The sequence below is a fragment of the Vibrio sp. R12-SG2-ISO1 genome, assembly GCF_059834045.1.
The window spans coordinates 310,172-335,603 of sequence record NZ_JCBDGO010000021.1; the positions used below are offsets into that span (position 1 = coordinate 310,172).

The following is a 25,432-nucleotide window of genomic DNA, read 5'->3' on the forward strand; positions in this document are numbered from 1 at the left end:
TTGTATACAAACAGATAGAGAGTCATCATGTCGAACGACGAAAAGATTTATCAAAAGATGCTCAAAGCCATTGTTGAGCATCAGCTTCCGCCCGGTGAGCGTTTGCCCGAAGACAAGTTATCGGAAGCGTTTGGGGTGAGCCGTACCGGGATACGCAAAGTGCTACAGCGCCTCGCGATTGAACGTTTTGTCGTGATTCAGCCGAATAAAGGCGCACAGGTCAGTCGTCCGAGTCGTCAAGAGGCCGAAGAAGTCTTGGATAGCCGCATTACATTAGAGCCTCTGTTGCTCGCTGAGATTTCGGACAATTGGGATCTCAAAGTGTCGCAACGTTTTCGCGATATGGTGGCGCAAGAGAAGCAAGCCGAACAAGACGGCGATTTAGCCCGTTCCATTCAATTGACGGCGAAGTTTCATTATGAGCTTGCTCATATGGGCAACAACTCGGTCTTGGCTGAGTTTATCGAGCAGTTGTGCTATCGCTCATCCTTGGTTATCGCCGCCTACGGCACTAGAGAGAGCGTGAGTTGTGATTGTGGCGATCATCTTGAGCTGATTGATTTGCTCGACACCCATCAAGTCGACAAGGCGCAGCAGTGGATGCGACACCATTTGATCCATATTAAACGGTCGATTTCATTAACAGGTAAAAAAGATGCCCACGTTGATTTTACTCAGCTGTTTGCCAACATGGACTCGTAAAGGTGTGCTATGAAAATCCAACTGATTAACCCAAACACCAGCGTTACCATGACAGATAAAATTGCCCAATCGGCTTTGACTGTCGCGCTACCCTCCAGCGACATCCTCGCTCGCTGTCCTGAGCACGGCCCTGAAAGCATTGAATGTGCGTTGGATGAAACCATCGCCTCTGCGGCCTTACTCGATCTCATCACTGACGGGGAGAAAAAAGGCGTCGATGCGCATATCATTGCGTGCTTTGGCGATCCCGCGCTTGATGCTGCGCGCGAAATAGCGCAAGCGCCTGTCATCGGCATCGCCGGTGCAGCTTTTCAAATCGCCAGTTTGGTCTCGCATCGATTTGGTGTGGTCACCACCCTCTCTCGCACCGTCCCCACCGCCCACCATCTGTTGCAGCGCTACGGCTATGCGCATCTCTGTACCGGTGTGCGCGCAACCGACATTCCCGTGCTTGCCTTGGAATCGGTGCATACCTCGCTGTATGAACAGTTGCGCCAAGAGTGCCGTCAAGCGCTTTCGCAAGATGGGGCTGAAGCCATCGTATTAGGCTGTGCGGGCATGTCAGATCTTGCGGCGGAACTGAGTCAAGATCTCCAAGTTCCAGTGATTGATGGCGTCACTGCCGCGGTCAAGCTTGCGGAGTCTTTGTACAGCTTACAACTTAACACGGCCAAGTGCGGTCATTATGGCGCGCCGATAGGGAAAGCCTTTCACGGCCGCTATCAGCACTGGAGTCAATAAAAAACTTAAGGGATACAAATGGATATGGATAATCCAAGAAATTATACAGGCTATGGACGCGATAACGTCCCTGATGCTAAGTGGCCAAATGGGGCAAAGATTGCGCTGCAATTCGTCTTGAACTACGAAGAAGGCGGCGAGAACTGCGTATTGCATGGCGACGCACATTCGGAAACCTTCTTGTCCGAAATCGCTGGCGCGAGCGCTTACCCTGATAGACACATGAGTATGGAATCCTTGTACGAATACGGCTCTCGGGTCGGCGTGTGGCGAATTCTCGATGAGTTCAAAGCGCGAGGTCTTCCTCTCACCGCCTTTGCCGTCGCGACAGCCTTGCAAAGAAACCCAGCTGTGGCCAAGGCCTTACTCGACGATGGCCATGAAATTGCCTGTCACGGCTTGAAATGGATTCACTATCAAGACGCACCGATTGAGAAAGAGCGTGAGGATATGGTGCAAGCGCTCCAAATCATTGAGACGCTCACAGGAAAAAAACCGATCGGTTGGTACACAGGACGTGACTCCCCCAATACGCGCGCTCTCGTGGCCGAGCACGACCACGTCCTCTATGATTCTGACTATTATGGGGATGACCTGCCGTTTTGGACGCAAGTACCTGATGCACAAAAACCCGGACAGACGCGGCCTCATCTGATTGTGCCGTACACGCTGGATACCAATGACATGCGATTTGCCTCCCCTTATGGATTCAGTCATGGGGAAGAGTTTTTTCAATACCTCAAGGACAACTTCGATTGCCTCTATCAAGAAGGGCAAAGCAAACCGAAAATGATGTCAATTGGCCTGCATTGTCGCATCATAGGCAAACCTAGTCGCTTTATGGCACTGAAAAAGTTCCTCGACTACGTGCAATCCCATTCGGATGTGTGGATCGCCACGCGAGAGCAAATCGCCCGTCACTGGATAGAACATCATCCGCCAACCTAGTTTCTGTTTTGCCGCTGCGGTGCCTTCCTACCCGGCGGTTTTTTCTTTCTCAGCCCCCAAAACGGGTCAACTGCACCAAGTCTATGCAACTTAGCGACTTCGTTGACTGACCACTCTTACATAAATCACTGTATTTATTAACTTATCGATCCGGTTTATGAATGGCACAATGGTTGCTAACTTGATCAATACAATGTCAACAATATTGTATACAAGGAAGTCAACATGTCTCACAAGGAAAACAGTGACCTGATTTATGCACTGGAAGATCGACCCGCAACGGGTCAAGCGCTCTATGCAGGTCTGCAACACGTTCTGGCGAGTTTCGTCGGTATTATTACTCCAACGCTTATCATTGGTGGCGTGCTCGGCCTTGGCCAGCATATTCCCTATCTCATTAGTATGGCGCTGATTGTTTCGGGTGTCGGTACCTTTATTCAGGCTCGCCGTATCGGACCGATTGGCGCTGGCATGATCTGTGTCCAAGGGACCAGCTTTGCGTTTCTTAGCTCCGTACTCGCGGCCGGGTTCATTGCTAAATCTCAAGGGGGTGGCCCAGAAGAGATTCTCGCGATGATCTTCGGTGTCTGTTTTGTCGGTGCGTTTATTGAAATTGTGTTATCTCAGTTCATCGACAAACTGCAACGTATCATTACTCCTGTGGTCACAGGGATCGTCGTCACCACTATCGGCATCTCATTGATTAAAGTCGGCATGACGGATTTAGCCGGTGGCGTCAAAGCGCCCAACTTTGGCGATTGGCACAACTTAGTACTCGGTGCACTGGTTCTTGTCACTATCATTGCGCTTAACCGTTCAAAAAACCTGATGGTGCGTTTATCGTCCATATTGGTGGGCATGGTGGTCGGTTATCTTGCCGCTGCATCGATGGGTACGGTCAATTTCGACAATGCCTTTAATCAGCCGCTATTCAGCATCCCTCAACCGTTCAAATACGGCTTCGATTTCGATTGGTATGCATTTATTCCCGTCGCCGTTATCTACGCGATTACCGCGATAGAATCGACAGGTGACATTACCGCCAACTGCATGATCACCAAACAACCGGTCTCCGGTGAAGGCTATTTGAAGCGCATTAAAGCAGGGATTCTCGGGGATGGGGTCAACTCCATGCTGGCGGCGATTTTCAACACCTTCCCGAACACCACCTTTAGCCAAAACAATAGCGTCATTCACTTAACGGGTATCGCCAGTCGTTACGTGGGTTACTTTGTAGCGCTCATTTTGGTAGTGCTGGGTCTATTCCCCATCATTGGGGGCGTGTTAACCACCATACCGAAACCTGTCATTGGCGGCGCGACGCTGGTCATGTTTGGCACGGTGGCGGCGGCTGGGATTAAAATCATCGCGCGCGAGAAATTGGATCGTCGCAACTTGATGATTTTGGCCGTCTCGTTTGGCTTTGGTCTCGGTGTCATGCTCGTGCCAGACATCTTGGGCCAAATGCCTAAACTGGTGCAAAGCGTGTTTGGCTCTCCCGTCACAACCAGTGGTATTGCGGCAATCATTATGACGTTGGTCCTGCCCACTCAGACAATGGTGGAAACAACGCCCTCTGCCGAAGCTAAGTCGGTCGCTTAACGACATTTGAACTCAAACGCCCGCCTCTTTTTAGAGGCGGGCGTTTTTAATTGTGCCAATACAAGACCTTATGCAGTGGCATTTAAGCACTGGAAAGATTAGCCGGTTGCGCTTTTACTCGTGCGATAAAGGCATTCTCTGTCACCGGTTTTGAAATCAAATAGCCTTGAATGTAATCAAAGCCCACCTCATTCAAGCGCTCCAACTCTTGCACTGTCTCGACCCCTTCAACAATCGGGGTGATGTGCAGTGCATGACAAAACACCAAAATCCCTTTCAATATACCGATGTCCACTTCACGTAGCCCGTGGCGCACAAAACTTTGGTCAACTTTTAGGGTATCGACCGGCAAACGCTGTAAATAGGTCAATGACGAATAGCCAGTGCCGAAATCATCTATCGAGAAACGAATACCCAACAAACGGCACTTCTTAATCATGTTCGACACGTGATTCAAATCTTCAAGCGCGTGCGTCTCTAGGATCTCGATTTCAAGCAAACCTTGTTTGATGTTTGGGTAACGCGCCAGTTTGTCTTGTAGTATCTCAAACAGGTCGGTTTGACTGAAATATTCGTGGCTGAGGTTGATACTCAAGTTAAGCGCTAAGCCTGCCTCACACCAGGCATCTAGCGTCTCCATCGCGCGCTCAATCACCCAATCATCGATCTGTTTAAAGAGGCCTAAACGATGCACTTCTGGCAAGAACATATTGGGGGTTAAAAAGCCTTTGACCGGATGATTCCAGCGAATAAGGGCTTCAGCGCCGACGATTTTCTTCTGCTTAGAGCTGGCTTTGGGTTGGAAGTAGAGCTCCAACTCATTGTGGTGGATCGCGCCGATTACCTCAGTGATAAACTCATTGTCGGACGCTTTTTGATCCTGACTATTATCAAGGCATACCGCTTGGTTCCCGCCTCGCATTTTTGCTTCATAGGAGGACAGTTCCGCACGGCGCAAAAGCTGCTCTGGCTCCGTCACCCCTTCTGCTGGGTAGAGTGAGATCCCGACACTGACACTTAGCGGTATCGTATTGCCTAAAATGTTGACCGTTTCTGGCAACTGGCGCTGAATGTCTCGGATGGTTTGGCTAGCGTGCGTCTCGCCATAGACGACCAAATAAAATTCATCGCCCCCCAATCGCAGCGCTTGACCGGACTCGCCCACCAGACGGTTCAATTTATCCAACACGATGTCAATACAGTGATCCCCAGCAGTGTGGCCATAGGTTTCGTTGATGTAGCGGAAATTATCGATATCAAAAAAGCCAACCGCAGTTTGACCGCCGACAAACTCGCTTTTGGACATCACATCCGTTAAATAGGTAAAGAGTTTGACGCGATTCCCCAAGCCGTTGGTCGGATCTTGATAAGCAATCTGCTCGATGATGCGCTCTTGTGTTTTACTTCGGGTGATGTCGATGGATGAACCACAGATGGCGTAGATGTCGCCCTTGTCATTCATCAAGGGGACTTTACGCGTATGCACGATCATCTTCTTGCCGACATCTTCATGCCAATAGGTTTCTTCACTGCTGTAGGGCTTTTTCGAATTGACCACTAACTGATCGACGCTTGAAATACGCGTTGCGACGTTTTCATCAAATAAGTCATAGTCGTCTTTGCCGAGCACCTCGTCTTCGTCCAAAGAGAGGTTTTGACACATTTTTTTATTCGCAAACAGATATCTACCATGCTCATCCTTGAGGTAGATGTAGGAGTCTAAGCTGTTCAATATCGACTTTAATTTGTCTTCATCTTGCTCTGCGGTGCGTTTTTTCACCCACGCAAGCAGCGCCAAGGTCGTTAAGATGATAAATACCAAACCAAACAGCGTCATGACTTCGGCATAGTAGCGACTTAATAGCGGCTCGGGCTTGCCCAATATGTGGCTGCCTGAGGGCAAATCGCGCTCTTTAATACCAAAACGTTTGAGCTGAGCATAATCAAACAGCGCCTTGGTGGGGGGCTGAACCACCATGTCCTCTTCCATAAAATAGCCGCGATGAAAGTATCGGTGAGCAAGCTCTCCGGCGAGTACCGCATGAGCGCGGTGATCCACCACTAATCCACCCAGTAACCCTTGACCAATACCATGTTGATAAGGATGGACGATCGGCGCAGTGGTAGCATCAGTGATAAGATCCACCGACTCCTCAAAAGAGAGAGCCACGTTATTCTTGTCTCGATAAGCCGAAATCAGCAAGACCACACTGTTGTGTGCATCAATCGACGCCATGTCCTCTATCAATTCACCCCAAGCAAGCGTCGCTAAATCGAGTTTCTTCCAATTAAAATTGGGGTAGTCTGCCATAGTGCGAGACAGTTTCTCAAAGTCGGCACGCCCTGTGGTAGTACCATCCACTAACAGATGAATGTTCTCCACGTGGGGCATTGCCTCATGAATAAACTGTATATTTTCATCAAATGACACAGCTTCAATCACGCCTGATACCTGCTTGTCTCCTTTGAGAGATAAGGCAAGCTCGACATTGTTGACACCCAAAAACACAATCGGCAAATCACGAAACAGCCCTTCCCGCTCAGAGAGCGCCAATTGCAGCGCGTTGTCGTCCACCGTGATCACCATGTCGTACTTCTGACTGTTGAGAAATTGGTAGGACAGTGCCGTTTTGTAATTGGCAACACTCACAGCATCGTACAAGCGTTTACTGTGCATATAGGAGATGTCGAGAAGCACCGAATCTTGATCTAACACTTCGGTTAAACCATGGGAGATATCGGTGTAGGTAGGAAAGTTGGGATCGTAGGATTTGATCACAAGAATGCGAGCATGGCCTATATCACTAGCTAAACTTTTCAGTGAGACCACTAGGCACATCAGTACACACCAGCAAGTAAAGCGTCCAAGGCCTAGATTCATCCATTACTCCAGTTTTGCGCGTTGTCCTTTATCATCCGTCACTCAGCATTTAATGTTTAGCGTGTTTCATTTTTGCAATGAATCTACGCAATTTATGCGATTTCCTCAATAAATGAATAGCCTATAACCTTCATTTTCGCAACGCAAGTGGCGCGAGTCTGCCACATTTCCCCTAAGCTTGAGCCAGGTCATTTTTTCTGTAGAAAATCCAAGTTAGGTTGAAAATTGTAACAACAACCAAACAGGGACGAAACATATGGAACTCAAAAAAGATCCTCGCTGCTATACAGACGTTTGTGTCGACGGTCGTTGGTTTCACCACGATCACTGCACGACTCGAGTCTACATGCTTAAGGGGGGCGCAGAATGCGAGCTGGAGCTTGCAAAAACACCCTCTACCGAAGATGAGCTTGTGCACTTAATTACTCAACAACAAAGTTAGTTTTTAGAAGTCCTCTCACTCTTTGGTTTAGCCGTTTAAGTCAACTTTTCTGTCACATTGATGAGATAAAAGCGACACGTTTTGTTCATAAATCCTCCTTAGACTAGGCCCACATTCATCAAGGAGGATTTACTTTGTCTTTTCAATCTCATACCGCGCCTTTTGCTTTTCGTACATTGGCAATCACTGGCATGTTGACCGCCCTTTCCGCTTGCTCATCACCGACAGAACAAAGTCGTGCACTTGTCCCAGCACTGAGTTGTAAAGCAACTGTCGCACCTTCGCAAAGTGAGACTTCTATTGCAGGTTTAACGCTTGTGGGTCGATACGTGGCCAATGCGCCGTTTGCCACCTCGGCCGCTGAAATCGTCAAATACGATGCCTGCACTGACCAACTATTTGTTGTTAACGCACAGGCCAAGAAAGTCGACGTACTCACGCTTAGTCACGACCATGCACCCAGTTTGAAGACGCAACTCGATCTTCAGCGGGCGGCGACACACGCAGGCATTGAGATTGGCGCGGCCAATAGTGTCTCAACGCATCAGGGGTGGGTCGCGGTCGCGATTGAAAACAGCATCAAGCAAGAAGCGGGCATCATCGCACTCTACCGCGGTGATACCTTTGAGCTGCTGACCACCTACCCTGCTGGCGCGCTGCCAGATATGGTGAGTTTTTCCAAAGACGGTCGATACATTGCGGCCGCCAACGAGGGAGAACCCAACAGCGATTACAGCGTCGATCCAGAAGGCAGTGTCACCCTCATCGACCTTTCAACGGGTTATCAAAATGCGATTGTCACGCAAATTGGCTTTACCGATTTCAATGAAGGTGCCGTCCGTCACGACGAATTGGATAGCGATGTGCGACTCTCCGCTCCGGGTGCCAGCGTGGCCCAAGATCTCGAGCCGGAATACCTTGCCTTTGATGACAAAGGTCAGCTATTTGTGGCTATGCAAGAGAACAACGCCCTCGCGAAAATTGATGTGACGACAGGCCGAGTTGAGGCCATTTATGGACTGGGCGGCAAATCCTGGTCTACTGCCACTCTTGATGCTTCAAACAAAGATAAAAGGCTCGGTCATTTTCAATCCTACCCACAGCTGGTTGGCCTTTATATGCCCGACTCCATTGCCACCTATTCAGTCGATGGCATCAGCTATATCGTTACCGCGAACGAAGGGGATGGCCGCGAGTATGGTTTCGATAGCACTCAACAGCAATGCGATACCAAGGGCTACCAATGGGATGGCGACGATTACTCTGGCACCGCTGATTATGGTTCAAAAGTCGATTTTTGTATCGCGTATAGCGATGAATTACGAGGCAAAAAACTCAAGGTGAGTGACGATCATCCACTGACTCTCGCGTTAAAAGATAATCAGCAGCTCGCACGATTAAAGGTGATCGACCCAGGCAAGACGTTACAGAAAGATGAGGTTGTCGAGGCGTTTGGCGCGCGATCGTTTTCTATTTGGAATGAGCAAGGCGAACGCGTTTACGATAGTGGCGATCAATTTGCACAGATTGTCTTCGTCACGCAGCCGGAGCACTTCAACAGCACCAATGACAACAACGATAGTGCAGACGACCGCAGTGATGATAAGGGCGTCGAACCTGAAGCGATCGAAGTGGCTCAGATTAACGACCGTCACTACGCGTTTATTGGCTTAGAACGTCAAGGCGGTATCATGGTGTATGACGTCACGGACCCTAGCGATGCGATGTTCCTTCACTATGTGAACCCGCGTGATTTTAACCAACCTGTCTGCACCAAAGTCGATGAGGGAGAATGTGACAACGAGACCTACAACCCTAAAGCCGGTGATTTAGGCCCTGAGTCGATTCATTATTTCACTCGAGCTGGCGAGCACTTTATCGCGGTCGGCAATGAAGTCAGCGGCACAACCTCGATTTTTCACATTGATTTGTAACTCTGCTCAATTGAGGCCGTCGTAACAGGCGGCCTACTTAGCCTCAAGAATTCGCTGTCTAAAGCGAGCCTTCCTCAAGCGCCATTGCCACCGCTTCTGCCGCGTGAATGGCGACGGTGTCGAATAAAGCCACTGAGGTGTCTTGCTGTTTGACCAACAATCCTATTTCGGTGCAGCCCAGAATCACCCCTTGTGCGCCGGCTGCCGCTAACTCATCAATAATGGTGTGATAATCGTTTTTCGAGCGTGGATTGAGCGTTCCCAAGCAGAGCTCTTGATAAATCACGTCATGTACCAATCGGCGCTGCACGCCGTTGGGCACCACCACCTCAATACCAAATTTATCCGTTAACCTTTGTTTGTAAAACGCTTGTTCCATCGTAAATGCGGTGCCAAGCAGCCCCACTTTTTCGATACCTTGCGCCTGAAGTGCACGCCCCGTTGCATCGGCAATGTGTAAGAGAGGAATCGACACGGCGCGCTCAACCTGCTCCGCCACTTTGTGCATCGTGTTGGTCGCTATGATGAAAAAATCGGCGCCAGCACGTTCGAGCGATTGCGCTGCCTGCGCCAATATCCCCCCCGTTGCCTCCCACTCACCTTGATGTTGCAACGCTTCAATTTGTGCAAAGTCGACACTGTGGATAATCACTTTTGCGGAGTGCAAACCACCAAGTGCGGCTTTCACTCCCTGGTTGATCTGCGCGTAGTAGGTTGCCGTTGACTCCCAACTCATGCCGCCAATCACGCCTATGGTTTTCATACTCTGTCCTTGTGAATTCAAATCATGCTCTAAGCCCACTCTATAGCAGGCATAGATCGCTCGCAAGCACCCGTTGGGTTGGCCGAATGCCAGGCCAACCCATTCTAAGTGCGTAAAAAAGCCCGGCTTAACCCCGGGCTGCCTAACTATCGAATCAAGGTATGGTTCACTATCCGGCAGTGGATGGTTTAATTCGATATAAGAGGGCAAAAAGTACCGGTACTACAATTAACGTGAGTACCGTCGCAAAGCCAAGCCCTGCCATAATGGTGATAGCCATTGAGCCAAAGAAGGCGTCAAACACCAGTGGAATCATGCCAAGAATGGTGGTTAATGCCGCCATACTGACCGGGCGCACACGGGAAATGGCACTGTCAAACACCGCTTGATAAGGATCTTTGCCTGCTGACAGTTCTATGTTGATTTGGTCGAGCAACACAATGCCGTTTTTCAAAATCATGCCACTCAAACTCAGTAACCCAAGAAACGCGGTGAAACTGAACGGCATATCCGTCGCCAGTAAGCCAATCGACACCCCGATAATCGAAAGCGGCACGGTAAACCAGATCACCAATGGCTTACGCAGCGAATTAAACAGCAGCATAGTGATGATGAACATCAATAAGTAGCCCATCGGCAACGAACCAAACAGTGCCTGCTGGGCATCTTTTGATGACTCATATTCGCCGCCCCAAGAGATCTCATAGCCCTGTGGCAACGGCAGTGCTTCCACTTTCGGTTGTACGCGGGCAAACAGGCTGGCCGGAGTTTCATGACCCAACACATCGTGATCGGCGAGTACGGTCAAGGTGCGTTTTCTGTCTCGACGCTGGATGAGCGGCTCTTGCCAATCCAGTGCGACACCGTCAATCACCTGCTCCACTGGCACATAAGTTTGCAACGTGGGGCTGTATATTTTGACATTGGCTAGCGATTCAAAGTCAATGCGCTCTTGCTCGGGCAAACGAGCCAAGATCGGCAGCATATGCGTGCCATCCCGCAATAGGCCGATGGTTTTACCACCAAATGCCATTTGCAACGTATCGGAAAGGTCTTGTTTCGAGATACCTAATCGGCGCGCCTTCGATTCGTTGAACTGCGGCACCAACTGCTTGGAGCGTTCACGCCAATCATGACGCACATTTCGTGCCCCTTCATCTTGGAGCAGTACGTCTTCCACTTGCAGCGCAATATCACGCAATACTTGAGGATCTGGGCCGGTAATACGCGCTTCAATTTTTGACGCCGGCGATGGGCCAAATTCCATCAGCTTGAACTGGAATGTCGGCTTGTTGAAACTCACTGCCAGAGTCTGATCTAACTCTTCCAACAAGGTGAACATCGACTCGCGATCGTGGGTGCGCACTTGCAGCTGAGAATACGCTTCATAGCTTTTCTCAGGCTGGTAGGTCAACGCGAAACGTTGCAAGCCTTGACCCGTCGTGGTCGAGACAAACTCGACGTTCTCTTTTGAGCGAATAAACTGCTCAACTTTCTGCGTCTCTTGCAAGGTTTCACGAATGTCGGTGCCTTCCGGCATCCACATATCGACGTAAAACATCGGCGTGTTGGACGGTGGGAAAAACTGCTGTTTAACCAGGCCAAAGCCTCCGACCGCGACCACCAACAGACCAATCATACTGGCGACAGTCAACCAACGAAAACGCAGGGCGAATTTAAGGCTCGCACCAAAGATAGCAAACAATATCCCTTGGTATGGGTCTGCGTCCTTGTCTTCATTTTGCGGCGCTTCTTTGAGCAGCAAGTCAGCCAAGAATGGCGTGAGGGTCAAGGCCGTCACCCAACTTAAGAACAGCGAATAGCAGAGTACCCAAAATAGAGAACCCATAAACTCGCCGGTTGCATCTTCGGACAATCCAATCGGAGCAAACGCGGTAATCGCAATGACCGTCGCACCAAGCAATGGCCACTGGGTTTGTTTGACAATGTCGGTGGCCGCCTCAAGCTTAGATTTACCGCGCTTGAGACCGACCAAAATCCCCTCAACCACCACGATAGCGTTGTCCACCAGCATACCGAGCGCAATGATCAGCGCCCCTAGCGAAATTCGGTGCAACTCGACGTCATTTTGCTTCATCATAATGAAGGTGCCGAGCACGGTCAGCAGCAGCACAGCGCCAATAATCAACCCGCTACGCAGCCCCATCGCAAACAGCAGTACCACGATCACAATCGCCACGGCTTGGCCTAAGCTGACAATAAAGTCATCGACGGACTTTTCTACTTCCGCCGCTTGATTGTAGAAATACTGGATATCCACACCCGCAGGTTTGATGCTTTCAAGCGCTGACAACTCCGCCTGCAAGGCTTTGCCTACTTCGACAACATTGACGCCCGCGCCAAAAGAGATGGCTAGGTTGATCGCTGGTTCACCATTGAAGGTCAGCACATTGGTCGGTTTCTCCTCAATGCCACGACTGATGGTCGCGACATCCTTGAGACGAATCAGATTCCCCGTATCTCGGCCATGAATGATCAAATCTTGCAGTTCTTGCTCAGAAGTCAATGAACCGTTCGGTCGAATGGTCAGCACTTGACCATTGACCATGATTTCACCCGCCGATTGCACGCTGTTTTGCTGATCGAGCAAGCTCACCACGGAGTTCAAATCAAGATTCAATGCCGCCAATCGCTCCAAAGAGATCTCAACAAACAGTTGCTCTTGCTGATCACCACTGATCGCGACTTTGCCCACCCCAGGCACCAACTCCAGTTCGCGACGTAAATAATCGGCGTAACGTTTCAGTTCGATGTAGTCGTAATCCTGACCGGTCAACATCAACATGACGCCGTAGACATCACCAAAATCATCAATGATCTGAACAGAAGTGACGCCACTGGGCAGATTGGGTTTTAAATCATTGATCTTGCGACGCATTTCATCCCAGATTTGCGGTAATTCATCCGGTCCGTATTCCATTTCCATGCTCACGGTGATTTGTGACATGCCATTGGACGAGGTCGAGGTGATTTTATCGATATACGGCAGTTGACGAATCTCTTTCTCCAGCGGATACGTCAGCTCCTCTTCGACTTCTTGTGAGGTCGCGCCCGGATAGGTGGAGATAATCATGGCGTCTTTAATAGTAAAAGCCGGGTCTTCCAAGCGGCCTAAATCCATGAAAGAGGTGTAGCCACCCACGGCTAAAATGATCAGGAACAACCAACTGATCACTTTGTTCTTGATTGAATATTCGGCAATACTCACAGCTGCGCTCCTGAAATGTCCATGCCTTCTCGTAATTTGCGTAGGTTGGAGTTGATTAATACATCGCCTTGCTTAATACCACTGGCCACCAGCGCGCCTTGTCCTGTAATTTGGTCCACATTGATGGCGTAGCGATGCGCCTTGCCATCTTCAAGTTTCCAGACATAAAAGGCTTGCTGATCGCGCCCGGCATCAATGGCCGTCATCGGTACTTGGTACGCGTTGATTTGACTCAAACCCGCTTTGACCAAATCGACGGAAATTTTGGCGCTGGTGCCCGGAAGTAACCGCTGATCCAACGCGGGCATGCTCAGCCATAATTGGTAAGTTTGTGTTTGCGGGTGGAGCTCACTGGTGTGCTCAAGATAACGCATCGGATAACTGCCACTTAATCCAGAAAAGGTCGCGACAGGTTGATATTGCTTAGCGTTCACGGTCGGATTTAGCATGGCGAGCACAGAATCGGACACTTCGATTTTCACGTAGACATTATCCGACTGATACAGTGACACCACAGACTCGCCCGGTGTGGCATTTTCAAATTTCTTCTTCTCAACCGACGCAATCACACCATCAAACGGCGCTTTCAAGCGTGTATAGTGCATTTGTGCCTTTGCCAAGCCCAAGTTTGCCTGCGCCAATTGTAAGTTGGCGCTCAATTGATCAAGCTCCGCGCTCGAAATCATGTTCTCTTGGCGCAGGTTCTCACCCCGTTTTTGCTGTTTAAGCGCCAATTCGTAGCGAACTTGAGCATCAATCAAGGCTTGCTTCGCTTTCGAATCATCGAGCAGCGCAACCACCTGACCTTTAGTGACACTGTCACCCTCTTTCACCAACATGGCACTGATTTCGCCATCTAAACGAAAAGAGAGTGGTGTCAGTTCTGCGGGCATCACTTGGCCATTGAAAGTGCGAAATTGACTCTCGACGGAGTGGTTCACTTCGTATGTCTCTACCAACAGCTCATGGCGGGGACGATGCGCATTGTCTGGCGTGCATGCTGCCGTCAGACTGGCCGCCATCACCAACAATGAAAGATGAGAAAACTTCATCAGATGCCTCCCTCTTTGGTCCATGCTTTGACTTGTTGACCGGGCATCAAGCGTTCCACTCCGGCTTGCACAATCAAGTCTCCTTGGTTAAGACCCGAGGTAATATGGCCTTGCGCATCCACCATCACTTGCACGATTTCCAGCGTTTGGGTTTGGTCATCAAAACGATATAACTCACCATGATGCTGATCGCGGCTCACCCAGGCACTGTCATCAATAGCAAACTGACCTTGCAACTGCGCGTTGTGCAGTTTCACCTGACCCGTCATCCCCGGCAGCAAATTAAGCGTTTCAGGGCGAGTGAATGTCAGGCTTGCGCGGTAACTGTTGGTGTCGCTGTCTGGCTCGGTCGAAATCTCTTTGAATTGGGCAGGAATCATCACGTCACGATGACTATCCATCACCAACGCAAAGTCAGACGAACCAATATGAGACAAACCAAAGCGCTCGGCGTAGCTCACAGGAATGGTGAACACCACATCCAGCACATCGTTATTGATGACATTGAGGACCACTTGGTTCGCCGCAACCACTTGATTCTCTCTGCTGAACGTGAGGGACACCACCCCATCAAAAGGGGCAACGATCTTCGTGTATTCAAGATCTGTCTTTGCCTGCTCTAGGGCGGCGGAAGCGGCTTTGTATTCTGTCTCACTTTGATCAAACGTATCCACACTGATGAGCTTCTTCTCGTGCAATTGTTTGGCGCGCAAGTAAGCGGTTTTCGCCAACTGGTATTGGGCCAGTTTCGCGTCGTAGGCCAATTGGTAATCGGTGTCATCAAGCTCGGCCAATACCTGACCTTTTTTCACTTCACTGCCCATGCGTACTGCCAAGGTGTCAATTTCACCGGCCACTTGAAAGGACAACTCTGCGCGGTCAGTGGCATCAATATTGGCAATAAACGAGTCAAAACGCTTTTTGTCCAAATCAGGCACTTCCAACAGTTTGACGGGTTTGACCACGGGGTTGGTGACCTCTGAATTAGCGGGATTGCACCCAGCTATCCACGAACTCACCGCAGCGACAAGCGCGAGCTTTGCCAAGGTAGGCATAGACTGTATCGATGTATCCATTGTTATCACATTACGATTTATTACACACTCGTGCAGTATATGAGTTTTATTGGCGGGATCAATATTTATTTTCCATACGTACAATATAAAATTTGTTATAGTGTCGCGGTTTGTCACGCCGCTTAATGAAAGTTGCACTAAGATCTGGTAAAACTGCACTGTTGCAGATGTATGAAAGAAAACGATGACAGAAAGAAAACAAGGTAGACGCAGCGCACAAGACGCTGAGCAAACCAAATGTGAAATCATGAACATCGCCACTGAGCTGTTTTGCGAGCTGGGGTACGAACGCGTTTCGCTCCGTAATATCAGTGAAAAAGCCGGCGTGTCTCATAGCCTGATCCGCCATCATTTCGGCAGCAAAGAACAAATTTGGTACGCCATCAGCGACGGCCTTCACCGTTACATGGAAAAGTACATGCGTGCCATCTTGGACAACATGCCCGAAGGGGCACCGCCGAATGTGCAGCTCTATCGTTTTGCGGTCCACTTGTTGGCCAATATGTTGCACTTCAAGCAACCGATACAACTGATCGCAGACGCCGTGCGCCAAGAAGATGCGCTGTTTGATTACTTTATCGATAACAGTGGTGAAATTGAGAACATCGTCAAATCGCTCGAAACCGAGTACAACCAAGCGCACCCTGAGGCACCTATTAAGATTTGGGAAATGAAGTGGCTGATGATGATGTTTGCCCACGGTGCCGCTAGCCTGACCCCATTTATGAAAGAAACTTGGGCAGATGAAACCAGTGATTATCAGCAGTGTCTACTCAATCACTGGCGCATGTTTAATACCATGATGTCGCGTAAGTTCCATGTGGATCCACAAGACATCCTCCACCCCACCAGCGTGGAAGCGCTGATTTTCGATGTGCCGTGTGAGTAATCACGCCTAGCCAACCCAAGGGCTTGTCGGTAACCGCATTCACTTCAGAACCAAAACTTCAGAATCAAAAAAAGCGCCAACTCAGGTTGGCGCTCGTTTCAACTTGAACTCCACCCATTTAGGCGTTCGACGATTGGCATACCTGCTGCTGCACTTGAACCGGCGCTGGCTCGTAGTGGCTGAGCGTCATGCTAAAGCTGCCTTCGCCTCCGGTGAGGGCGCGTAGACGGCGCGCGTAATCTTGCAGCTCATTAACCGGTGACTTGGCTTGCAAGCGCGTGAAGTTACCGTCAATTGGCACCGTCCCCTCTATCAAACCGCGATTACCCGACAGGTCGCCCGACACATCGCCGACGTTTTGAGTAGGAATTTGCAACTCCATCTGGACGATAGGCTCAAGCACAATCGGATCCGCTTGATTAACCGCATCAAGAAACGCCTTTTTCCCTGCGATGACAAACGCGATCTCTTTGGAGTCCACCGAGTGATATTTGCCATCGTGCACAGTCACTTCGATATCACGAATAGGATTGCCTGAAATCGCACCCTCTTCTAGCGCTTGACGGATACCCTTTTCAACCGCAGGGATCAACGAGGTAGGAATCGCGCCGCCAACCACTTTATTGACAAAGGTAAAGCCTGCGCCGCGCGGCAGCGGTCTAACCGACAAACTCACTTCACCAAATTGCCCCGCGCCGCCGCTCTGTTTTTTGTGGCGGTAATGGCCTTGCGCTGGCTTGGTGATGGTTTCAAAGTACTCAACGCTAGGTTGACTGGTTTCCACTTGCAGCTTGTAGACGCTCTCCATTTTCTCCAGCGCAACTTTAAGGTGGAACTCGCCTTGACCACTGATGATGGTCTCATTGGTGCGGGCGCGGTGCTCAATCCGCAGAGAGGGATCTTCACTGGCGATTTTGCTCAGTATGTCACCCAGTTTTTGCTCGTCGCCACGCTTGGTCGGTTTGAGGCACAATGAGTACATAGAGTCAGGGAAATCGAGCGTTTTTAGGCTCACGCCATCTTCATCATGAGAGTCATGAACAATCGCATCAAACTCCAGCTCATCGACTTTCGCGAGCACGCAGAAATCCCCTGCTAACGCTTTTGAAATCTCGCGCCGCTCTTTGCCTTGCAACTGATAGAGATGCCCAACTTTGAACGGTTTATTACCATCGCCTATAAAGAGTTGGCTCCCGGCATTAATTTCACCTTGGAACACTCGTAAATAGGCCAGTTTGCCCATATAAGGGTCAACGCTCACTTTGTAGACGTGTGCCACGCTGTGCGACAAGGTCTCACAATCGACGCGCACTTGTTTACCTTGTTTGACGAGCAGCGGCGGGTTACCTTCGTTTGGCATGGGCATAATTTCACTGAGCGTGCGCAGCAGCAATTCCACACCAGCTCCGGTTTGGGCAGAAACAAAACAGATCGGGATAACGTGCCCGGTGCGCAATGCCTCTTCAAAAGGGTCATGCAGTTGACCCGCCGTCAACTCTGAACCTTGCTCAAGGTAGAGTTCCATCAGCTCTTCATCGACTTCGATCACTTGATCAATCAAGGTTTCGTGCGCCGCTTCGACATCGGTAAGCAGTGTTGATTGTTCATAGTTGGGCTCAAAATAGCAATCGACGACTGTCTTACCATCACGGGAAGGCAGGTTAATCGGCAAACAGTAATCACCGAAATGTTCGATTATCATCTCCATCACTTGCTCAAGCCTATCACCATGATTATCCAGCTTGTTGATGATGATCATCTGACATTTTTTCTGCGCCTTAGCAAAGGCGTAGAGACGGTCAGCGGTTTGGTTGATGGGCATCTGCGGGTCAATCACTAGCGCCGTGGTTTCAACCGCAGGGTAGACACTGAATGTGCGCCCAAGCAGCTCTGCTTGTCCTGGGGTGTCGATAATATTGAGTCTGTGCTGCTGCCAACTGAGGGTAACAGGGGTCGCTTCAATGCTGTGTTGATATTGGATCGATTGAGCGTCGAAATCAGTGACAGTATCGCCTTTTTCAACGCTGCCAAGATGTGTGGTGGCATCGCAGGTGAAGAGCAGTTTTTCGATCAGCGTGGTTTTACCGCTACCTGCCTGACCGACAAATGCAATATTGCGTATCTTATTAAGTGGCATAACGCCTCCTAGCTTCTGTACGTGGTCATATCCCCTAGAGTGGGGTCATCGGCGTGGGAGTGTGGGCGGGATTACCGCCGAATCGTCTTCCATGTGAGTTTTCGAATAACGCTCTGCATAGGACCACCTAAGGGCAAATACATCGGGACTTCAACTGGGATACCGATTCAGCATGCCGCAATAACCATATTTTTTATGTGACTTATTTCAAAACGTTAAAGGGACTTTTTGCATCAGTTATGTTTATGTTAACTCGCGCTTGTGGCATGCTGATTTCGTTGTGGTAACAAGGACATGATTAAATGGATAGCACTACTCCAAGACTCTCTTTACGTACAATTGAATCGGGTGATTATCCTCAGCTTGCAGAGCTGATGGACCTCGTCTTTCCCGATGTGGGTGGCGCATGGCCACGAATGACCATCATGGACCTGATTCACCAATTTCCTGATGGGCAAATCTGTATTGTCGATAACGATAAAATTGTTGGCGCCGCGCTGACGATCAAAGTCGATTACAATCGCTTCTCTCTGCCGCACACCTACACAGACATCATTACCGAGCAAAACGTGATTCAAAACCAGTCCTCGGGTGATGCCATGTACGGGCTGGATGTATTTGTCCACCCAGATTATCGAGGCCTACGTTTAGGACGCCGCCTCTATGACGCGCGCAAAGAACTGTGCCGAAATAAAAACTTCAAGGCGATTTTGGCGGGGGGACGCATCCCCAACTATCACAAATACGCCGACAAAATGACCGTGCCCGAGTACATCGATCAGGTCAAACGTCGCAAACTGCACGACCCGATTCTCTCTTTCCAGCTGGCCAACGATTTTGATGTAAAGCGCTTGATGCGTAATTATCTGCCTGAAGATGACGCATCGAAAGGCTACGCTACCCTGCTTGAGTGGGACAACTTCTTCTATGAAGAGGACATCATCTCTGTTCACGACATTGAAAAAACCTTAGTCCGCATCGGCGTGATTCAGTGGCAAATGCGCGCCATGCGCGATCTCGACGATTTGATGGACCAGGCCGAATACTTTGTCAGCTCTCTCTCTAACTACAAAGCGGACTTCGCGCTGTTCCCAGAGTTTTTTAATGCCCCGTTAATGGGCTTGCAGACTGGGCAAAACTCCGTCGAAGCGATTCGTTTTCTCGCCAGTTTCAGTGAAGAGATCAAAAACCGCTTCTCACAAATGGCCGTCACGTACAACATCAATATCATTGCCGGCAGTGTGCCAGTGGTGGAAGACGATCAGCTCTACAATGTCTCCTATCTGCTGCACCGTGATGGCGACATTGACGCGCAATACAAAATCCACATCACCCCGCACGAGCAAAAAGACTGGGTGATTGATGGTGGCGACAATGTGAAAGTGTTCGACACCGATGCGGGTCGAGTCGGCATTTTGATCTGCTATGACAGTGAATTCCCAGAGCTGGGCCGAATGATGGCCGAACAAGGCGTGCAAATCATCTTTGTGCCTTTCTGGACCGACACCAAAAACGGCTACCAGCGAGTGCGGATCTGCTCTCAAGCTCGAGCGATTGAAAACGAATGTTATGTCGCCATTGGCGGCAGTGTCGGCAACTTGCCAAGGGTCGATAATGTCGATATTCAATATGCTCAGTCTGCGGTCTTCTCGCCTTCCGACATCTATTTCCCTCACGACGCGACCTTAACCGAAGCGAGCGCCAACACCGAGATGATCATCTTTGCCGATGTCGATTTGACGAAGCTTAAGCAGCTCAACACCGAAGGTTCGGTCACCAATCTCAAACATCGCCGCAGTGATATTTACGGCACCTTCATTAAACCCGACAACGAGTCGTGATCTCTCACTGAGAATCACCGCTTTTGCCCATCACTGAGCGCATGCCTCCTCCGCGCTCAGTGATAGCAACCTTGAACATCCATTCTGCTCTATTTATTCAGCGTTTGTGAGGCAAACCAGTATCGCTAGACAAGGAGACCGGATTGCCACATCATGGCTCCACTGTGCTCACGGCTTAACCCAACGACATTACTGACACTATGCAAATTTTCGGCTTCAACGTCTCTGAATCGCTTCTTGGTAAACTTCTGTTCGCCTTCCTTCTATTCATCGCCTTAAAGCTCATCAAACACATCCTAGTGAAAACCATTCACGCCATGGCGCGTAAAAAGCAGGCGAAAAATAATCGCACCTTTTTTATCATTCGCGGGTTGAACATTGCCCTCTACTTTGTGTTTATTTCGCTGTTTTTGATTGCCTCAGGGATTGGTTATGGCGATGTCTCGCTGTTTCTCTCGTCGATTTTCGCTGTGCTCGGCGTCGCCTTGTTTGCTCAGTGGTCGATACTCAGTAACGTCACTGCCAGCTTTTTGATTTTCTTTGTCTTCCCATACCGCGTCGGCGATTTGGTCAAAGTGATCGATAAAGATGAGGACGTCACCGGAGTGATTGTCGACATCACCACTTTTCATGTCCACATCAAACACGAAAAGGGCCACATCATCACCTACCCCAACAACCTGATTTTGCAAAAAGGCGTCCTTAAACTGCCGCCAAAACCCAAAGTAACTAAAAAGCCCCGTTTGTATACGCGGATTAAAAAATGATTCGCAGTGGAAGACACAATGAGAGACCTTAGCGAAAACAGATAGCGCACAACGTATCGCGGTCACAAAATAGACACAAATGTAAGATTAAGTTAGGATTTATTATTTAGATCCAGTTTTACTCTGCATATTTTTCTAACATAGTCTGCAATCCTACCATCGCCAACAAGGAGGCGTTATGAAACTCCACACTCTTGGATTGTTAAGCCTATTCGCGAGCGCTGCTGCCCTTGCAAACCCTGAGGTTACCTCCCGTGAATACAAGTTAATGCTTGAGCATCAACGCTTTCAGTTTTCCAGTGAAGCAGAAGATGTCGCGCGGTTTGTTCAAGAATTAGAGTCGGTGATTCGCACCTCTATCGACAGACCAACATCCGACGCCATGACACTAAAAAAGCAGCGAAGTGTCTCTTTTTATGACGTGCCGGGCGAATGTATGCTCAACGCGAACGGCTACTCATATCGAGAGCGCGTGGATAGTAAATCGTCCGTATCATTAAAATTTCGTAGCCCTGACCGGTACATTGTCGGCTTTGACGACGTGACGTCCAGCGAGCCTAGCGCCAAATCCAAAATGGAGCTTGACGTCAGCGCCAATCGTCACAATACATTTCGCGCCATCTATAGCGCCTCAACTAAGTTTACTAACCATGATGTCATCGACTCACTCGGGCACATTAACCAACGCTTTAGTGGCTTTGCTGAGCGCTATGCGCTAAGTGATGCCCTACCCCTTAAAAAAGTGGGTAACCTGACCATTTATGAGCGTGTCTACAGTGGTCTTGAAGTGGATCTGGGCAAGTTGGATGCCGAATTTGATCTGACATTATGGTATCTCAATCAACCCAGCAAAAACGAGAAACCTGTCGTCGCTGAAATTTCATTTAGCTACGAAGATGACAGTGCAAGCTACAGCCGAAAAGTGGTCCACCGCTCCAAGGCGCTGTTTGAAGCCATGCAAGGGATGAAGCAGTGGGTCGCCCCCGATTTCATCACCAAAACCGCGTATGTCTATAACTTTGATCCCACCTTTTGTGGCAAGTAGGAGGCCGCTCATGAAGATGATCATTATCGGCCCTCCCGGCTCTGGAAAGGGCACACAAGCGCAAGTGATTGAGCACACTTTAGGCATTACGCAAATTTCAACCGGCGATTTATTGCGGGCTGAGAGTCAGCAACCGACACCGCAAGCTACAGCCATTAACGAGACCATTGCGAAAGGCAAACTGATTGATGACGATATTGTCTTGTCATTACTTGCCAAGCGATTAGCCCAACCAGATTGCCAATCAGGCTATCTTTTGGATGGTTTCCCTCGCACCGTTGAGCAAGCACAAGCGCTTCATCAAGCTGGCATCCACATCGATACGATCGTGGTTCTCAACGTGCCAGATGCCTGCATTATAGAAAGACTCAGCGGTCGGCGAATTCACCCTGCGTCCGGGCGCAGTTATCACCTTGTCTATAATCCGCCAAAACGTAGCGGAGTTGATGATGTCACCGGCGAACCACTTGAGCAGCGCAGTGATGACAATCCAGACACCGTGGTGAAACGCTTGGCTGTCTATCAACACATTACCTCACAAGTACTGAGCTATTACCAACAGTCGGTATTTAGCCAACAGACAAAGCTTATCCAAATCGAGGTGCAAGATTGGATGCTTAAAGAGGATGTCAGCGCCCTCATCTTTGAGCAGCTCAGCCCAGCGAGTGAAACGTCTCTCCCAGCGTAAACTCTGTGATTGAAAACATAGATTGAAGCAGTCATTGTCGATTATTGACTGCTTTTTTTTGCCTAAAACGTTACTATCAAACAGACAATTTATCGCTCTGACTGGGTCGATAAAGGATTGATACAAGGGCTTTTCTCGTCTATGAAAGATGATTCAGTACGTTCTAAATTGGCGTTTTTACGTCTGGCCGATGAGCTAGGTAACGTATCTAAAGCGTGCAAAATTTATGGCTACAGCCGAGACAGTTATTACCGTTTGAAAAAGCTCTATGAGCAAGGTGGAGAAGCCGCGCTCGTTGAGCAGGTCCGCGCCAAGCCTCTGCTACGCAACCGCGTGGCAAAAGAGATTCAAAGTAAGTTGATTGAGTACACCTTTGAACACCCAGAGCTAGGGCAAAAAAAAGTCGCGCAAGTGCTCAGCGAACAAGGTTACGCCATATCGCCCAACGGTGTGCGTTCTGTTTGGCTGCGTTATGATCTGGAAACCAAACAGAAACGTCTTACCGCACTTAAGGTCAAAGCGGAAAGCGGCCAAGTCACCCTATCTGAAAAGCAAATTGCGGCGCTTAATATTCAAGCCAACAGCTTAAAAAACGCGTCAGGCCAACTCGATACGCAATGTCCGGGCGATCTTCTGGTGCAAGACAGCATTAAGTTCGACTACTTTCCGCAATTGGGCACCGTCTACCTGCATCTGGCGATTGATAGCTTTAGTCGCTTCGCCTTTGCGCGCTTTTCGCTCAGCAGTGACAGCGACGGCGCCACCGCATTGCTATCGGACACCGTCATGCCCTTTCTTGCCAAGTATGGCGTGAGCGTACAACGCGTGCTCACGGACCGAGGCGCTGAATTCTTCGCTCCTAGCGACAGCACCTCTTTCCAGCAATACCTCAACCAACACGCAATCGAACACGTTAAAATCAAAGCCTACAACAGCTCCAAAATAAACGGCTTATGCTTTGAGTACATGCAGCACATTATTCGCTACTTTTGCACTCCGGCTGCGCGTCAACACAGCATCAATAGTCTTGATGATTTAAGCCATGTGTTCCAACAATGGTTAGATAACGACAATCACCAACGTGAAGACACCAGTGCCTACTGCTTTGGCAAAACGCACTTCGAGACACTCACCTGCCACAGTGACCTAGACACGTAAGTAAAAAGAGGCAGCCAATGTCATCACTGGATGCCTCTTCTTTCTGACAAAATCAATCAATACGCTTGATGCGAGTAGCGAAGCAAGGTCGCGTAATCTTGCTTTAATTGACGGTTGTATTGCTTATTCAATACCGTATCTTCTGCACTGCGCCAATCGCTGCTGGTGTGGGTGAGCGCTTTCAGCAGTTGCCATGAGTGTTGATACTCACGCGAACCCAAGGCATGCAATGCCTGAAGTCTTGCTGGGCTTAGACTCTCTGTCCAAGCTTGCGGCAGCAAAGAGACATCCACTTTGATCGGCTCTAGCAAGGCGAGTTCAATCACCGCCTGCTGCGCGGATTCACTCAAATATAACGGCTCAAGCGCCGCTTTGAACGAGCGAATGTCGGTGTAAGTCGCCCCATAGAGCTCGCTCAAATCCCACTCCTGCGCGCTGCGCTGACTTAGCTCCTCAGCCACGTGTGGGCTCACGCGATAATGCAGTGGGGAGTAAACGGTGAGACTGAAAATATTTTGCAAGCAAAACAGCAGCAGTACACTACTCACCATCGCAATAGGAGGCGTGGTGACCCACCCCGTTGCAATTCTACCGAGCACTTTCCAATCAAGTTCTTGCCCACCTTTGAGCAAACCAATACCTATGATCGCCCCCACCACCGCTTGAGAGCTCGACACCGGGACCAGAGGAATGGTTGGCAAACCGCGACTGGCCAACGCGTATTCTAACCCTTCGGAGGCAAATAGAAACAACACGACGGAATGCGACATCACGACAATACCCGCGGTAATCGGCGTGAGCGGCATCATACTATTACCAACTGTCAGCATTACTCGCTTAGAGTAGGTGAAAATGCCGATCGCAATGGCAATCGCACCAATTAGAAACAGCTGCTCTGCCGTGCCAAAGGTGATGGAAGCCAGCGTGATCTCATCGAGCGATACCGCATTGACGAACACGCCCATCACATTGGCGATATTGTTCGCGCCCAAGCTGTAAGAGCCAAAAGCTCCCGCGATAATCAGTGCCGCTCGTGAAGACCAGTCCAGCGTCAAAATATGCGGCTTTACATGTTTAAGAAACCCTTTCACAGCTAAATAAATCACCACCGACATCAGTGCAGACAAGACCGGGCACAATACCCAGGTAAATAAGATGTTCATCAGAACTTGGGTGTCAGTATCAATCCCAACAAACACGTTCCAGCCAATGATCGCACCCACTACCGCTTGCCCTGTGGAGACGGGCAGTTCACATTTAGTCATGACTAACACCGTTAAGGCGGCAGAAAGTGACACCACAAAAGCACCACCAAGTGCGTTGACTTCGCCAAGCTTACCCAGCGTATGTGCCGCTCCCGAACCGCTAATGGTGGCACCAAGAATCACAAAGATGGACGCAACGATCGCGGCAGTGGAAAACTTCACCATTCGACTGCCAACGGCGGTGCCAAAGACATTAGCAGCATCGTTTGCCCCTAATGCCCAACCTAAAAATAGGCCGCTTGAGAGAAAAATCAGAATGAGGATATCCATAG

At 49.6% G+C, this 25,432-nt stretch carries 19 protein-coding genes; 12 read left to right on the forward strand and 7 right to left on the reverse strand.

Translation table 11 applies throughout. The features are described 5' to 3' along the window. Nucleotides 1-27 precede the first annotated feature (27 nt). From AC6R10_RS16240 to AC6R10_RS16255, 4 genes are all read left to right on the forward strand, one after another. The gene (locus tag AC6R10_RS16240) at nucleotides 28-702 is read left to right on the forward strand and encodes a GntR family transcriptional regulator (protein ID WP_500672898.1); all 675 of its coding nucleotides are present in this window, start codon (nucleotides 28-30) and stop codon (nucleotides 700-702) included. Nucleotides 703-711: 9 nt separating this feature from the next. Next, the gene (locus AC6R10_RS16245) at nucleotides 712-1,443 is read left to right on the forward strand and encodes an aspartate/glutamate racemase family protein (protein ID WP_500672899.1); all 732 of its coding nucleotides are present in this window, start codon (nucleotides 712-714) and stop codon (nucleotides 1,441-1,443) included. A gap of 18 nt (nucleotides 1,444-1,461) precedes the next feature. Next, a complete protein-coding gene (puuE, locus tag AC6R10_RS16250; RefSeq protein ID WP_500672900.1) occupies nucleotides 1,462-2,391 on the forward strand; it encodes an allantoinase PuuE in 930 nt (309 codons plus the stop codon). Between the two features lie 225 nt (nucleotides 2,392-2,616). Then, nucleotides 2,617-3,993, forward strand: a complete 1,377-nt coding sequence (locus AC6R10_RS16255; RefSeq protein ID WP_500672901.1) for a nucleobase:cation symporter-2 family protein — start codon at nucleotides 2,617-2,619, stop codon at nucleotides 3,991-3,993. Nucleotides 3,994-4,075: 82 nt separating this feature from the next. Here the strand turns inward: AC6R10_RS16255 and AC6R10_RS16260 are convergent, their stop codons facing one another. Next, entirely contained in the window at nucleotides 4,076-6,874 is a 2,799-nt protein-coding gene (locus AC6R10_RS16260) for an EAL domain-containing protein (RefSeq protein WP_500672902.1), read from the reverse strand. Nucleotides 6,875-7,130: 256 nt separating this feature from the next. Between AC6R10_RS16260 and AC6R10_RS16265 the strand changes: the two genes are divergently transcribed. Then, nucleotides 7,131-7,316, forward strand: a complete 186-nt coding sequence (locus tag AC6R10_RS16265) for a hypothetical protein (protein ID WP_500627255.1) — start codon at nucleotides 7,131-7,133, stop codon at nucleotides 7,314-7,316. A gap of 191 nt (nucleotides 7,317-7,507) precedes the next feature. Beyond that, nucleotides 7,508-9,250 carry a choice-of-anchor I family protein gene (locus AC6R10_RS16270; protein WP_500672943.1) on the forward strand — a complete coding sequence of 581 codons (1,743 nt, stop codon included), beginning with the start codon at nucleotides 7,508-7,510 and terminating at the stop codon, nucleotides 9,248-9,250. Between the two features lie 58 nt (nucleotides 9,251-9,308). Here AC6R10_RS16270 and AC6R10_RS16275 read toward each other — a convergent pair whose 3' ends face one another. The 4 genes from AC6R10_RS16275 to AC6R10_RS16290 all read right to left on the reverse strand — a co-directional run bounded on the left by AC6R10_RS16275 (nucleotide 9,309) and on the right by AC6R10_RS16290 (nucleotide 15,370). Beyond that, nucleotides 9,309-10,013: an aspartate/glutamate racemase family protein gene (locus tag AC6R10_RS16275; RefSeq protein ID WP_500632993.1), complete on the reverse strand. Its 705-nt coding sequence runs from the start codon at nucleotides 10,011-10,013 to the stop codon at nucleotides 9,309-9,311. A gap of 169 nt (nucleotides 10,014-10,182) precedes the next feature. Then, the gene (locus AC6R10_RS16280) at nucleotides 10,183-13,242 is read right to left on the reverse strand and encodes an efflux RND transporter permease subunit (RefSeq protein WP_500672903.1); all 3,060 of its coding nucleotides are present in this window, start codon (nucleotides 13,240-13,242) and stop codon (nucleotides 10,183-10,185) included. After that, nucleotides 13,239-14,294 (reverse strand): efflux RND transporter periplasmic adaptor subunit, encoded by a 1,056-nt coding sequence (locus tag AC6R10_RS16285; protein ID WP_500672904.1) that lies wholly within the window; start codon nucleotides 14,292-14,294, stop codon nucleotides 13,239-13,241. The genes AC6R10_RS16280 and AC6R10_RS16285 overlap by 4 nt, the downstream gene beginning before the upstream one ends. After that, nucleotides 14,294-15,370 carry an efflux RND transporter periplasmic adaptor subunit gene (locus AC6R10_RS16290; protein WP_500672905.1) on the reverse strand — a complete coding sequence of 359 codons (1,077 nt, stop codon included), beginning with the start codon at nucleotides 15,368-15,370 and terminating at the stop codon, nucleotides 14,294-14,296. Before AC6R10_RS16290 ends, AC6R10_RS16285 begins: the two co-directional genes overlap by 1 nt. Nucleotides 15,371-15,554: 184 nt before the next feature. Between AC6R10_RS16290 and AC6R10_RS16295 the strand changes: the two genes are divergently transcribed. Next, nucleotides 15,555-16,259, forward strand: a complete 705-nt coding sequence (locus AC6R10_RS16295) for a TetR/AcrR family transcriptional regulator (RefSeq protein ID WP_334551977.1) — start codon at nucleotides 15,555-15,557, stop codon at nucleotides 16,257-16,259. A 118-nt stretch (nucleotides 16,260-16,377) separates the two neighbouring features. On the opposite strand, the gene fusA is transcribed toward AC6R10_RS16295, so the two are convergent. Then, complete coding sequence (gene fusA / locus AC6R10_RS16300; RefSeq protein ID WP_500672906.1) at nucleotides 16,378-18,396, reverse strand: elongation factor G; 2,019 nt, start codon at nucleotides 18,394-18,396, stop codon at nucleotides 16,378-16,380. Nucleotides 18,397-18,698: 302 nt separating this feature from the next. On the opposite strand from fusA, the gene AC6R10_RS16305 reads away from it, so the two are divergent. The 5 genes from AC6R10_RS16305 (at nucleotide 18,699) to AC6R10_RS16325 (ending at nucleotide 23,895) form a co-directional block, all read left to right on the forward strand. Beyond that, nucleotides 18,699-20,237 (forward strand): GNAT family N-acetyltransferase, encoded by a 1,539-nt coding sequence (locus tag AC6R10_RS16305; protein ID WP_487901412.1) that lies wholly within the window; start codon nucleotides 18,699-18,701, stop codon nucleotides 20,235-20,237. A gap of 200 nt (nucleotides 20,238-20,437) precedes the next feature. Beyond that, a complete protein-coding gene (locus AC6R10_RS16310; protein ID WP_500629476.1) occupies nucleotides 20,438-21,004 on the forward strand; it encodes a mechanosensitive ion channel domain-containing protein in 567 nt (188 codons plus the stop codon). Nucleotides 21,005-21,182: 178 nt separating this feature from the next. Continuing rightward, nucleotides 21,183-22,049, forward strand: coding sequence for a hypothetical protein (locus tag AC6R10_RS16315; RefSeq protein ID WP_500672907.1), 867 nt, complete (start codon nucleotides 21,183-21,185; stop codon nucleotides 22,047-22,049). A gap of 10 nt (nucleotides 22,050-22,059) precedes the next feature. Next, on the forward strand, nucleotides 22,060-22,737 hold the full coding sequence (locus AC6R10_RS16320) for a nucleoside monophosphate kinase (RefSeq protein ID WP_500672908.1): 678 nt from the start codon (nucleotides 22,060-22,062) through the stop codon (nucleotides 22,735-22,737). Between the two features lie 141 nt (nucleotides 22,738-22,878). Next, the gene (locus AC6R10_RS16325) at nucleotides 22,879-23,895 is read left to right on the forward strand and encodes a helix-turn-helix domain-containing protein (RefSeq protein WP_500672909.1); all 1,017 of its coding nucleotides are present in this window, start codon (nucleotides 22,879-22,881) and stop codon (nucleotides 23,893-23,895) included. A gap of 56 nt (nucleotides 23,896-23,951) precedes the next feature. Here the strand turns inward: AC6R10_RS16325 and AC6R10_RS16330 are convergent, their stop codons facing one another. Next, nucleotides 23,952-25,430 carry an inorganic phosphate transporter gene (locus tag AC6R10_RS16330; RefSeq protein WP_500672910.1) on the reverse strand — a complete coding sequence of 493 codons (1,479 nt, stop codon included), beginning with the start codon at nucleotides 25,428-25,430 and terminating at the stop codon, nucleotides 23,952-23,954. Between the last annotated feature and the right edge of the window lie 2 nt (nucleotides 25,431-25,432).

Excerpts from the sequence above, each read along its gene's own strand:
- AC6R10_RS16240 (WP_500672898.1), top strand. The coding sequence starts at position 28 with ATGTCGAACGACGAAAAGATTTATCAAAAGATGCTCAAAGCCATTGTT.
- AC6R10_RS16245 (WP_500672899.1), top strand. The coding sequence starts at position 712 with ATGAAAATCCAACTGATTAACCCAAACACCAGCGTTACCATGACAGAT.
- puuE (WP_500672900.1), top strand. The coding sequence starts at position 1,462 with ATGGATATGGATAATCCAAGAAATTATACAGGCTATGGACGCGATAAC.
- AC6R10_RS16255 (WP_500672901.1), top strand. The coding sequence starts at position 2,617 with ATGTCTCACAAGGAAAACAGTGACCTGATTTATGCACTGGAAGATCGA.
- AC6R10_RS16260 (WP_500672902.1), bottom strand. The coding sequence starts at position 6,874 with ATGAATCTAGGCCTTGGACGCTTTACTTGCTGGTGTGTACTGATGTGC.
- AC6R10_RS16265 (WP_500627255.1), top strand. The coding sequence starts at position 7,131 with ATGGAACTCAAAAAAGATCCTCGCTGCTATACAGACGTTTGTGTCGAC.
- AC6R10_RS16270 (WP_500672943.1), top strand. The coding sequence starts at position 7,508 with ATGTTGACCGCCCTTTCCGCTTGCTCATCACCGACAGAACAAAGTCGT.
- AC6R10_RS16275 (WP_500632993.1), bottom strand. The coding sequence starts at position 10,013 with ATGAAAACCATAGGCGTGATTGGCGGCATGAGTTGGGAGTCAACGGCA.
- AC6R10_RS16285 (WP_500672904.1), bottom strand. The coding sequence starts at position 14,294 with ATGAAGTTTTCTCATCTTTCATTGTTGGTGATGGCGGCCAGTCTGACG.
- AC6R10_RS16290 (WP_500672905.1), bottom strand. The coding sequence starts at position 15,370 with ATGGATACATCGATACAGTCTATGCCTACCTTGGCAAAGCTCGCGCTT.
- AC6R10_RS16295 (WP_334551977.1), top strand. The coding sequence starts at position 15,555 with ATGACAGAAAGAAAACAAGGTAGACGCAGCGCACAAGACGCTGAGCAA.
- fusA (WP_500672906.1), bottom strand. The coding sequence starts at position 18,396 with ATGCCACTTAATAAGATACGCAATATTGCATTTGTCGGTCAGGCAGGT.
- AC6R10_RS16305 (WP_487901412.1), top strand. The coding sequence starts at position 18,699 with ATGGATAGCACTACTCCAAGACTCTCTTTACGTACAATTGAATCGGGT.
- AC6R10_RS16310 (WP_500629476.1), top strand. The coding sequence starts at position 20,438 with ATGCAAATTTTCGGCTTCAACGTCTCTGAATCGCTTCTTGGTAAACTT.
- AC6R10_RS16315 (WP_500672907.1), top strand. The coding sequence starts at position 21,183 with ATGAAACTCCACACTCTTGGATTGTTAAGCCTATTCGCGAGCGCTGCT.
- AC6R10_RS16320 (WP_500672908.1), top strand. The coding sequence starts at position 22,060 with ATGAAGATGATCATTATCGGCCCTCCCGGCTCTGGAAAGGGCACACAA.
- AC6R10_RS16325 (WP_500672909.1), top strand. The coding sequence starts at position 22,879 with ATGAAAGATGATTCAGTACGTTCTAAATTGGCGTTTTTACGTCTGGCC.
- AC6R10_RS16330 (WP_500672910.1), bottom strand. The coding sequence starts at position 25,430 with ATGGATATCCTCATTCTGATTTTTCTCTCAAGCGGCCTATTTTTAGGT.